Genomic DNA, 11,180 nt, shown 5'->3' on the forward strand with positions numbered 1-11,180 from the left:
GGAAGGGCCGGGAGCGGCCCGGCGGCAGACCGGATTACGCGGCGCGGCGCTCGGTCGCCTTCGGGCGGAGCTTGGTGTAGCCGCACTTGCGGCAGCGCTCGGCCTCGGAGGCGTTCCGGGCGTTACAGCGCATACAGATCTGTCGGTCGAGCATGCGGCGTTCGGCGGCGTCGAATTTGGCCATACCGTCACTGCGCGTGCGGTGCTGTAAAAGGTTGCGAGACGCCGCGGCGGCGGGTCGCGTCCCCGAAGCGGCTGTCTGAGAGCGTTCGGGTGCGGCCATCGGCCGCGAGAAGAACGGTTACCGAACGGGACCGACGGTCAGGCGCCCGCTTCCGTGAGGGCGGCCTCGATGTCCTCGCGCTGCGTGACGCCGACGAAGCGGTCGACGACGCCGTCGTCGTTCTCGACGATGAGCGTCGGGAGCGAGCGGACCTGGTACTGGTTCGCGACGTCCTGCTCCTCGTCGACATCGACCTTCTGGAGCTCGAACGCGTCGCCGAGGTCCTCCTGAATCTCCTCCAGGATGGGGTCTTGGGTCTTACACGGGCCGCACCACTCGGCGTGGAAATCCAGCAGTCGAACGGTCATAGTCGGCGTCAACTATCGCCGGCCCGCGCATAAGGGTTTCCCACTCGTGTACTCCGGCGGTCCACGCGGCGCGATCGGCGGCCGCGACCCGGCCCGAGGACGCGGCCGCGACCCGTCGGCTCGGGCGGCGAACGAAACGTTTACGCCGCGTCGCCGTCCAGCAACGGACATGAGTGGTTCCAACTCCGGCGGGCTGATGTCCAGCGCGGGACTGGTCCGCTACTTCGAGAACGAGGACCGGAACGCCATCTCGATCGACCCCAAGACGGTCGTCGCGTTCTGCGTCCTCTTCGGCGTGTTCGTCCAGATCCTCTCGCTGACGGTCGCGTAGGCTCCCCCTTCTCCTCGCACCGACGGACCGAGCGCGAACCGTTCGCCCGCGTAGCGCGCCCTTTTTCCACGCGCCCGCCCCATCTGTGCGTATGAAAGCAGGCGTCATCGCCGTTCAGGGCGACGTGGCCGAACACGCCGCCGCGGTCCGCAACGCCGCGGCCGCCCACGACGAGTCCGCGGAGGTCGTCGAGGTCCGGGACGCGGGGATCGTGCCCGACTGCGACGTCCTCCTGATGCCGGGCGGGGAGTCGACCACCATCTCCCGGCTGATCCACCGCGAGGGGATCGCCGCCGAGATCGAGGAACACGTCGCGAGCGGGAAGCCCGTCCTCGCGACCTGCGCCGGGCTCATCGTCTGCTCGAACGACGCGAAGGACGACCGGGTCGACCCGCTGGGGCTGGTCGACGTCTCCGTCGACCGCAACGCGTTCGGCCGACAGAAGGACTCCTTCGAGGCGAAGGTGCCGGTCGCCGGCCTCGACGACCCCTTCCACGCCGTGTTCATCCGCGCGCCCGCCATCGACGACGTGGGCGACGGCGTCGAGGTGCTCGCGACCGTCGACGACCGCCCGGTCGCGGTGCGCGACGGCCCGGTCGTCGCCACCGCGTTCCACCCGGAGCTCACCGACGACCCGCGGATCCACGACCTCGCCTTCTTCCCCGAGCGGGAGGTGGTCGCGTGAGCGATCAGGGTCCGGAATCCGGCGAGGAGTCGGCGGCGCCGCCCGACGCGGTCCTCGACGAGCTGTTCGCCACCATCGAGTCGCGGAAGGAGGAGCTGCCGGAGGGGTCGTACACGACTTCCCTGTTCACCCACGAGAAGGGCGAGAACGCCGTCTTAGAGAAGATCGGCGAGGAGACGACGGAGGCGATCCTCGCGGCGAAGGACGACGACCGCGACGAGCTCACCGCGGAGAGCGCCGACCTCGTCTACCACCTGCTCGTGCTGTTCGCGATGAAGGACCTCGACGTCGACGACCTCCGCGGAGAGCTCCGCGACCGTTTCTGATCCTCAGCGCTCGCGTTCGAGCTCGCGGTCGATGTCGTCGACCTCCTCGGTCTCTAACTCCTCGCCGATGCGGCGCTCGAACTCGGCCTCGCTGATCTGTCCCTCGACGTACTGCTGGCGGAGGCGGTCCTGCCGGCTCGTCGCGGCGTCGGCGGAGGCGGACGACGAGGACCCGATCGAGTCGAGGGCTTCGCCGCCGACCGCGTCGCCGTCGCCGAGCAGCCACGAACCGGCCTTGTACGCGGCGTACGCGAGCCCCGCCAGCACCGCGAGCGTGACGATTCCGGAGATGATAGCCGACACGAGGCCCAAAAGGGCCGAGACCACGCTGACGACGACGCTGACTCCGACGAGCACCGCGATCGCGATCGCCGCGTAGTAGAGGGCCTGCTTCCCGTCTATGCCCCGGAATCGGGGTGCCGGCCGCAAATACCTTCTCCCGGGCGAGCGCGGTCGCCGGCCGAGCCTCGCCGACCGCGAACTTTTGTCCGCGGGGCCGAACTGCCCCACGAGGACGGCCCCGTGACCGACCCCAGCGCCCCCGACGCGGCGACCGCCCCGTCCCGCAGAGCGGTGCTTCGGCGGTGGGGGTCGCTCGCGGTCGGCGGGGCGGCGACCGCGGGGTCCGCCGCCCTCGCGGGCTGCGCCGGGCGCGACGGCGACGAGACGACCGGGGCCGACGGCGACCGCGGCGCCCCCGACCCGCCCCTGATCGCGCACCGCGGCTTCGCGGCCGAGAACCCGGAGAACACCGTCGCGGCGGTCGAGGCGGCCGCGGCGACGACCGACCGGATCGAGCTCGACGTGCGCCGCTGCGGGACGGGCGAGCTCGTCGCCTTCCACGACGCGACGCTCGGCCGGGTGACGGACGCGACCGGGCGCGTGAGCGAGACGCCGTACGAGCGGCTCGCGGCCCTCTCGGTCGAGGGGTCCGGCGAGCCGGTGCCGACGCTCGCGGACGCGCTCGACGCCGCCCCGGCGGACGCGTGGGTCATGCTCGACCTGAAGGAGCGGGGCGTCGCGGCGGACGCGGTCGCGGCCGGCGCGGACCGCGACCACGGCGTCGCCGTCGCCGCCGACGACCCGGCGGTGATCGAGGCGGCGGCCGCGGCCGCCCCGGCGGTGCCGACCGTCTACGGCGTCCGCGAGTCGGTCCCGGCGCGGGCCCTCCGACCCTTGGTTCCGGGACCGGTCGGCGGCGCGTCGCCGCCCCAGTGGGCGTATCCGCCGCAGGACGTGGCAGGGATGATCGAGACGGCGACCGATCTGGGGTGTGCGGCCGTCTCGCCGCGGTACGAGCTGTGTCTCGGGACCGACCTGGTTCCCCGGGCGCGGGACGCCGGACTGCGGGTGCTGCCGTGGACCGTCGCGTCGGTCCGGGAGTACGAGGCCGTCGCGGCCGCCGGCGTCGACGCCGTCGTCTCGGACGTCTCCCGCGGCCGCCGCGAGACGTGACAACCGAGACGAAAGAGCGGCGCAGGGGCGACAGAAAGGTTATTCGTCCGGCTCTCATGGTTCCACGGAATGGATCGGCACTCCGACGCCGGCGACGGCGCGGCCGGGGGCGACCGGGGCGGAGCGCTCGGCGGCGAATCGAACGAAGCGTCCGACGGGACGACCGCGACCGGCGTCGACCGCCGGACGGTCCTCGGCGCGCTCGCGGGCGCCGGGAGCGCCGCGGTCGCCGGCTGCTCGGGCTCGCAGCCGGACGACGCCGCGACCATCGAATTGGAGTCGGACCGGCTCGACGAGCTCGCGGCGCAGTTCGCGCCGACGCTGTACTTCGACGCCGCGGAGCCGTGGTTCCCGACCGACCCGCGGCCGTACACGGTCGAGGAGGACGGCGAGACGGTCGTCGACGGGTTTGAGGCGTTCAACGGCTACCACGAGCGGTACGACGAGGCGGGCGAGCCGCCGGCCCCGACGGTGTTCTACAACGGGATGCGGTACGAGGACTCCCCGCTCGCGGTCGTCCAGTTCTGGTTCTACTCCGCGTTCGACCAGTTCACGGCGAACTTCCACTGGCACGACTGGGAGGTGCTCCACGTGTTCGTCGACCTCGACACGGGCGACCCCCAGCTGTACGTCGCCAGCTCGCACTCCCGCAGCGTCCCGAACAACGAGTTCCTCGACCCGGACCCGAACGTGGTCCCGCGGATCCTCCCCGAGCTCGGCTCGCACTCCAGCACGCTCTCGGTCAACGAGGAGGCGGACACCTTCCAGCGCGTCGGCGAGGAGGGGCTCCTCGCGGACATCACGAACACGACGATAGACACCGTCGAGGACCTCCTCGGGATCCCGATCGCGTACGGCCTCCCCCGGGACGAGGGGGCGCGGCTCCCCTTCGTCGTCCCCGAGTACGAGGGGGAACCGATCTACGACCACCCAGACCTCCCCGCCGTCAGCGAGGGGTCGCTCGTCGACGGCGCCCTGACGATCCGCTCGCTCGACGCGCTGCGCTCGCCGCCGACCGACCTCCCGCTCCGCGAGACGGGGGTGGCCTTCCGGCACGCCGAGCGCCCGGCCGACGGCGAGGACGCCGCGCTCGCCGAGGAGGCCGCCGAGTCGGTCGTCGAGTACGACCTCATCGAGAGCGCCGAGCTGGAGGGCATCTCGGCGTTCACCGGCCCGCAGCTCAGCTTCGAGTTCGCGGTCCCGCAGGCCGTCGAGGACGCCGTCGCGAGCCACATCACGACGACCGGCGTCCCGTGGGACCAGCCCCGCTACGAGAACCCCGCGCTCGACATCACGGCCGGCAACCACCGGTCGGAGATGGCGGCCCGGTACGACGCGATCGCCGACGACCCCTCGTTCGGCGACGGCGCCGCAGAGGCCCTCGACTCGGTCGTCGCCCGGGTCACGCGGGCGACGGAGAGCGACGAGGCCCCCGACGGCGAGGGGCTGACGACGACCGGGTCGAGCGTCGAGTCGTTCGTCCTGATCGAGAGCGACCCCGAGGCGGTCCCGACGTTCGCCGGCGGCGTCGCGGTCGCGAACGGCGTCCCCGAGGGCGACCACCGCGTCACGGTCAACGGCGCCGGGCGCGCGCCGCACAGCGAGACCCTGACCGTCTCGGCGGACGAGCCCGTGACGACCGCGGGCGTCGACGGCGAGATCCCGCTCGTCGCCCGCGAGGACGCGCGGAAGGTGGAGCTGTCGGACGCCGACAGCGACGTCGACCTGACCCGGACCGCGATCGAGGACGACTTCGCCGGGCGGATCTACGACTCCGCGATCGACGGGAGCGACGCGGCCTACGTCCACGCCGGCGGCGCGTACACGACCGAGGTCCGCGACGCCGACGACGAGGTCGGCGCCTACCGGGTCAATCCGGACCCGGCGGTGTCGGCCGGCGACGGTGACGGCGACGCCGGCGGGCCCGACCCGATCCGGATCGAGCGGCCGGAGACGGGCGCGGCCCCGCTGGCCGGCTACGTCGCCGACGTGGCCGAGGAGACCCGGGCCGCGGTCGCGGCGGTGGGAGGCGACGGCGACAGCGACGGCGACGACGGCGGGGAAAGCGGCTCCGGGGGCGGCGACTCCGGGAACGGAGGCGGCGGCTCCGGCGGCGGCCCGTCGAACGCCGTCAACGGGCTCGAACGGGCGCTCGCCGCGGCGGTCGACCAAGCGAGACGGGCCGAGGAGCGGGCCCGGGAGGGCGACGCCGAGGGGACGGAGCGACAGCTCGCGAACGTCGCCGACCGGATCGCTCGGATCGAGGAGCGCCTCGCGGCCGCGCGAGAGGGCCTCCCGCCCGGGCTCGCGAACGCGACCGGGAAGCGCGTCGAACAGGCGACGAAGCGCGTCGAGCAGGCGCAGAACGCCGACAAGCTCTGAGGCGGCGTCGGCGCTCGCCCGGCTACTCCGCGAGCTCGTCGACGAGGAGGCAGATGTCGGAGACGGCCGACTCGACGAGCGCTTCCCCCTTCTCCGCGGTCGCGACGGTCGGATCGCCGATGTTCCCGGCGGGCGTCAGTTCCCCCATGTCCCTCGCCGTCAGCGACCAGCCGACCTCGTTCTCCCCGAGCGCGTCGTAGTCGGTCAGCGGCAGCGACTCCGCGGGCGGGTCGACGTTCTCCGCCCGGTCCATGTGGACCAGCTCCGGGAACAGCGCGAGCATGATGCTGGTCTCGAACTCGGAGGCGTGGAAGGAGACCTCGCCCGTTCGGACCTCCTCGGCGACGTCGGCGAAGACGTTGACGAGCGGGACGTGGAACGCCCACACGTCGCGCTCGGAGCGGAGCCGCCGGACGACCACCTCCAGTTCGGGGTCTTGTGCGAGGTAGTGGCCGTTCAGCAGGAGGACGTTCTCGATCCCCCACTCGCTCGCGGAGGCGCAGATGTCGAAGAGGTACCGCTGGAACGTCTCGGTCGAGACGGTGAACGTCCCCGGCTTGAACGTGTGGTGCGGGCTCACGCCGTACCAAACCGGCGGCGCGAGCAGCGCCGAGCTCCGCGCGATCACGCGCTCGCCGATCGCCTCCGGCATGTACGCGTCGACGCCGAGGGGCATGTGGCGCCCGTGCTGTTCGGTGCTGCCCACCGGCACCAGCAGCGTCCGGGTCTCCTCCAAGGCGGCCTCGATCTCCGGCCACGTCATCTCGGCGACGCGTCCCGATCCGGGCTTCGTGTCGGACATACCGCTGCGTCGGACGGCGGAGATAAAACGCGAGCGGTGCGGCCGCTCGCCGCCCGCGGGGCGGTGTGTCACGGGCCACCAGTGGATGGAAAGCTATACGACGCCGAACCGACCACGAGTATATAAGCAGATGTCTCAGGAGGGATACGACCACGCGACGGTCGAAGAACGCTGGCAGGAGGCGTGGGAGGACGCAGACGTGTACCACGTCCCGGACGACGCCGACGATCCGACGTACGTCCTCGGGATGTACCCGTATCCGTCCGGGAAGCTCCACATGGGGCACGTCCGCAACTACACCATCACGGACGCGTACGCCCGCTACCGACGGATGCGCGGCGACGACGTGCTCCACCCGATGGGGTGGGACGCGTTCGGGCTGCCCGCCGAGAACGCCGCCAAGGAGCGCGACACGAACCCCCGCGACTGGACGTTCGACTGCATCGACACGATGCGCGGGCAGATGAAGTCGATGGGGTTCGGCTACGACTGGGACCGCGAGGTCACCACCTGTACCCCCGAGTACTACCGCTGGAACCAGTGGCTGTTCCGCCGCTTCCACGAGGCCGGCCTGGTGGAGCGCCGCGACGCCGAGGTGAACTGGTGTCCCTCCTGCGAGACCGTCCTCGCCGACGAGCAGGTCGAGGGCGACGCGGAGCTGTGCTGGCGCTGTGACACCCCCGTCGAGACCCGCGAGCTCGACCAGTGGTTCCTGAAGATAACCGAGTACGCCGACGAGCTGCTGGAGGCCATCGACGAGCTGGAGGGGTGGCCCGACTCCGTCCGGCAGATGCAGCGCAACTGGATCGGGCGCCAGTACGGGAGCGAGGTCGACTTCGAAGTGGAGGGACACGGCCCCGTCACCGCGTTCACGACCCGGATCGACACGATCCACGGCGCGACGTTCTTCGCCGTCGCGCCCGACCACCCGATCGCCGAGGAGCTGGCCGCGGAGGACGACGACGTGCGGCGGTTCATCGAGGAGGAGGCCGACCCCGACGGCGACGAGCCGAACGGCGTCGAGACCGGCCTCACGGCCACCAACCCCGTCACGGGCGAGGAGATCCCCGTCTACGTCGCCGACTTCGTCCTCTCGGACGTGGGGACGGGCGCGCTGATGGCGGTCCCCGGCCACGACGAGCGCGACCACACGTTCGCGACGAAGAAGGGCGTCGAGATCCGGCCCGTGATCGCGCCGGAACCGGACGACTGGGACGGCGAGACGGTCCCCGACGCGCCCGACGTGACGGAGGAAGCATTCACCGACGACGGTGTGGTGATCGACTCCGGCGAGTACACCGGTCTCGACAGCGAGACCGCGCGGGAGCGGATTACGGAAGACACCGACGGCGCGAGCGAGGCGACCCAGTACCGCCTGCGCGACTGGGGCATCTCCCGGCAGCGCTACTGGGGGACGCCGATCCCGATCGTCAACTGCGACGACTGCGGGGCGGTCCCGGTGCCCGACGAGGACCTGCCCGTCGAGCTGCCGGAGTTCATCAACACGACCGGCAACCCGCTGGACGCCGCCGACGAGTGGCAGGCGACGACCTGCCCCGAGTGCGGCGGGCCCGCGACCCGCGAGACGGACACGATGGACACGTTCGTCGACTCCTCGTGGTACTTCCTGCGGTACGTCTCGCCGGATCTGACGGACGCCCCGTTCGACCTCGACCGCGCGAACGACTGGATGCCGGTCGACCAGTACGTCGGCGGCATCGAGCACGCCGTGATGCACCTGCTGTACTCGCGGTTCTTCACGAAGGTGCTGGCCGACGAGGAGGGCCTCGACCACCGCGAGCCGTTCACAAACCTGCTGGCGCAGGGGATGGTCCAGCTGGAGGGCGAGAAGATGTCCAAGTCGAAGGGGAACGTCGTCTCGCCCCAGCGGATCGTCGACGAGTACGGCGCCGACACCGCGCGGCTGTTCATGATGGAGGCCGCCCAGCCCGAGCGCGACTTCGACTGGTCCGAGGAGGGCGTCCGCTCCACGCACCGCTTCCTGACCCGCCTCAGCGACCTCGTCGAGGCGTACGCCACGGGCGAGGTGGCGCTCGCCGGCGACGGCGACGCCGAGGCCGCCGACCGCGACGAGATCGACGACTACGTCGCCGACGAGACCGACGCCGCGGTCGCCATCGCGGGCGCTGAGTACGACGACCTGACGTTCAACGTCGCGCTGCGGGAGGCCCAGGAGCTGGTCCGCACCCTCCGGAGCTACCGCGAGGGCGCCGACCCGCACCCGGCCGTCTTCGAGCGCGGGCTGGACGTGGCCGTGCGCCTGCTGGCGCCGGTCGCGCCGCACCTGGCCGAGGAGCTGTGGGAGACGCTCGGCCGCGACGGGTTCGTCGCCGAGGCCGAGTGGCCGACCGCGAGCGTCGACCGCGACACCGTCGAGCGCCGGCGCCGGCTGGTGGCGAACACCCGCGAGGACGTGCGCGACATCGTCGACGTGGCGGGGATCGAGGACCCCGAGCGGATCGACGTGGTCGTCGCCCCCGACTGGAAGTACGACGCCCTACAGATCGCGATCGACAGCGACGCCGACAACCTGATCTCGGAGCTGATGGCCGAGAGCCACATCCGCGAGCGGGGCGACGACGCCGCCTCGTACGGCCAGGACCTCCAGGCGAACCGCGAGGCGCTGCGCGAGACCCTCGACGGCGACGCCGAGTACGACGCCCTGCGCGCGGCCGCGTGGCTGATCGAGCGCGAGTTCGACGCGCCGGTGCGCGTCGAGCGCGCCGCGGACGCCGACGAGGGCGTGGTCAGCAAGGCGGAGCCCGGCCGCCCCGCCATCGACATCGTCGAGTAGCGGCCGACGCCCGGCGAGGGATCCGGCGGGCGCGGCCGACCCCGGAAACGCTTAGTCGCCGGCGCGGTCCCTTCCCGTATGGACGACCCGTACGCTCCCGCGCGCGAGGCGCTCGCGGGCGAGGGGCTCGGTAGCGGCGGCCCGGACGACGGCGACGCGGACGGCGCCGACCCCGCCGTCCTCGCCGCCCGGCTCGACGACGCGGACCCGCTCACCGGGTTCGCGGACCGGTACCGGATCCCCGACGACCTGCTCTACATGGACGGCAACTCGCTCGGCCCCGCGAGCGACGCCGCCCTCGCGAGCCTCGACCGCGTCGTCGACGAGTGGCGCGACCTGCTGATCGCGGGGTGGACCGACGCCGACCCGCCGTGGTTCGAGGTGGGCGAGCGGCTGGGCGACGCGCTCGCGCCGCTGGTGGGCGCCGACCCGAGCGAGGTGGTCGTCGGCAACTCGATCACGGTGAACATCCACACCCTCGTCGGCACCTTCCTCGACGAGCTGCTGGCCGGGAACGGCCCGGACCGCGAGGGGTTCGAGCGCGCCGACGGTGAGTGGGCGCCGGGCGGCGACACCGAGGTCGACCCCGCGATTCTCGTCAACGAGCTCGACTTCCCCTCGGACCACTACGCGATCCGCGCCCAACTCCGCCAGCGGGGGATCGACCCCGACGAGAAGCTCCGGGTCGTGCCGAGCCGCGACGGGCGGACGATCGACCCCGGAGACGTCGAGGCCGCGCTGGACGCGCACGACGACGTGGGGATCGTCTTCATGCCGACCGCGCTGTACCGGTCGGGGCAGCTGTTCGACGTGGAGCGGATCACCGAGGCGGCCCACGAGGCGGGCGCGTACGCCGGCTTCGACGCGGCCCACTCCGCGGGCGCCGTGCCCCACGAGTTCGACGCGGCGGGCGTCGACTTCGCGGTGTGGTGCACGTACAAGTACCTCAACGCCGGCCCCGGCTCGATCGGCGCGCTGTTCGTCGCGGAGCGGCACCACAGGGTCACGCCCGCGCTGGCCGGCTGGTGGGGCCACGAGAAGGCGACGCAGTTCGAGATGAACATGACCTACACGCCGGCCGACTCCGCGGGTGCGTGGCAGATCGGCACGCCGCCGCTGCTCGCGGCCGCGCCGCTGGAGGGCGCCGTCGAACTCCTGCGGGAGGCCGGGATCGAGCGCCTCCGCGAGAAGTCGCTCGCCCTGACCGACTTCCTGATCGCCCTGGTCGACGACCGGCTCCCCGCGGTCTCGGTCGGGACGCCGCGCGAGCGCGACGCCCGCGGCGGGCACGTCGCCCTCGAACACCCCGAGGCGGAGCGGCTGAGCGCGACGCTCAAGGACCGCGGCGTCGTCGTCGACTTCCGGCCGCCGAACGTGGTGCGGGTCTGTCCCGCGGCCCCGTACACCTCCTTTGCCGACGTGCTGGAGGTCGTCGACGAGATCGAGTCGATCCTCGACGGCGGCGCGCACGAGGAGTACGCGACGAGCGAGGGCGGCGTGACGTGATCGGCGCGAACGGCTATTTATAAACCGAACTGCGGTGGCGCGTGCCTCCGAGTGGCCGCCGAAGGCGGCCGCGAGGAGCACGCGCGAGGGAGTCGCGAACGAAGTGAGCGACGAGGCTGGGGAGGCGTGAGGAGCCGTGCGGTGGGACTCAAAGGGGCAGTCGCGAGGACGGCGCACGCTCGCCGCGCTCCTCGTCGCTCGCGTTGCTCGCTCCTGCGGTACTCGCGTCGCCTGCGCCGTCCTCGCGACTGGGGCTTTGAAGATCGCCACCGGTGCGGTGGTAGTGT

The 11,180-nt window shown here is 72.2% G+C and carries 11 protein-coding genes; 7 read left to right on the forward strand and 4 right to left on the reverse strand.

Annotation, left to right across the window (positions count from 1 at the left end; translation table 11 throughout):
- Positions 1 to 34: 34 nt before the first annotated feature.
- Both HPS36_RS05360 and HPS36_RS05365 read right to left on the reverse strand, forming a co-directional pair.
- Positions 35 to 184: a 50S ribosomal protein L40e gene (locus HPS36_RS05360; protein WP_006111655.1), complete on the reverse strand. Its 150-nt coding sequence runs from the start codon at positions 182 to 184 to the stop codon at positions 35 to 37.
- A gap of 137 nt (positions 185 to 321) precedes the next feature.
- The gene (locus HPS36_RS05365; protein WP_004598787.1) at positions 322 to 591 is read right to left on the reverse strand and encodes a thioredoxin family protein; all 270 of its coding nucleotides are present in this window, start codon (positions 589 to 591) and stop codon (positions 322 to 324) included.
- Between the two features lie 169 nt (positions 592 to 760).
- Here HPS36_RS05365 and HPS36_RS05370 point away from each other — a divergent pair, with 169 nt between their 5' ends.
- From HPS36_RS05370 to hisE, 3 genes are all read left to right on the forward strand, one after another.
- Positions 761 to 922, forward strand: coding sequence for a preprotein translocase subunit Sec61beta (locus HPS36_RS05370; protein ID WP_077152317.1), 162 nt, complete (start codon positions 761 to 763; stop codon positions 920 to 922).
- Between the two features lie 91 nt (positions 923 to 1,013).
- Positions 1,014 to 1,607, forward strand: a complete 594-nt coding sequence (gene pdxT, locus HPS36_RS05375) for a pyridoxal 5'-phosphate synthase glutaminase subunit PdxT (RefSeq protein WP_173228954.1) — start codon at positions 1,014 to 1,016, stop codon at positions 1,605 to 1,607.
- Positions 1,604 to 1,933, forward strand: a complete 330-nt coding sequence (hisE, locus tag HPS36_RS05380) for a phosphoribosyl-ATP diphosphatase (protein WP_303650980.1) — start codon at positions 1,604 to 1,606, stop codon at positions 1,931 to 1,933. Before pdxT ends, hisE begins: the two co-directional genes overlap by 4 nt.
- Before the next feature lie 3 nt (positions 1,934 to 1,936).
- On the opposite strand, the gene HPS36_RS05385 is transcribed toward hisE, so the two are convergent.
- Positions 1,937 to 2,335 (reverse strand): hypothetical protein, encoded by a 399-nt coding sequence (locus HPS36_RS05385; protein ID WP_173230792.1) that lies wholly within the window; start codon positions 2,333 to 2,335, stop codon positions 1,937 to 1,939.
- Between the two features lie 120 nt (positions 2,336 to 2,455).
- Between HPS36_RS05385 and HPS36_RS05390 the strand changes: the two genes are divergently transcribed.
- A complete protein-coding gene (locus HPS36_RS05390) occupies positions 2,456 to 3,388 on the forward strand; it encodes a glycerophosphodiester phosphodiesterase (RefSeq protein ID WP_235681743.1) in 933 nt (310 codons plus the stop codon).
- 69 nt (positions 3,389 to 3,457) lie between these two features.
- Positions 3,458 to 5,770, forward strand: a complete 2,313-nt coding sequence (locus HPS36_RS05395; RefSeq protein ID WP_173228956.1) for a hypothetical protein — start codon at positions 3,458 to 3,460, stop codon at positions 5,768 to 5,770.
- A gap of 22 nt (positions 5,771 to 5,792) precedes the next feature.
- On the opposite strand, the gene HPS36_RS05400 is transcribed toward HPS36_RS05395, so the two are convergent.
- Complete coding sequence (locus HPS36_RS05400; RefSeq protein ID WP_173228958.1) at positions 5,793 to 6,572, reverse strand: creatininase family protein; 780 nt, start codon at positions 6,570 to 6,572, stop codon at positions 5,793 to 5,795.
- Between the two features lie 130 nt (positions 6,573 to 6,702).
- Between HPS36_RS05400 and leuS the strand changes: the two genes are divergently transcribed.
- Positions 6,703 to 9,387, forward strand: coding sequence for a leucine--tRNA ligase (gene leuS / locus HPS36_RS05405; protein WP_173228960.1), 2,685 nt, complete (start codon positions 6,703 to 6,705; stop codon positions 9,385 to 9,387).
- Between the two features lie 78 nt (positions 9,388 to 9,465).
- Positions 9,466 to 10,893: a kynureninase gene (kynU, locus tag HPS36_RS05410; RefSeq protein WP_173228962.1), complete on the forward strand. Its 1,428-nt coding sequence runs from the start codon at positions 9,466 to 9,468 to the stop codon at positions 10,891 to 10,893.
- Positions 10,894 to 11,180: the final 287 nt, after the last annotated feature.

This window comes from Halorubrum salinarum, from assembly GCF_013267195.1.
In the GTDB taxonomy this organism is placed as follows: Archaea; Halobacteriota; Halobacteria; order Halobacteriales; family Haloferacaceae; genus Halorubrum; species Halorubrum salinarum.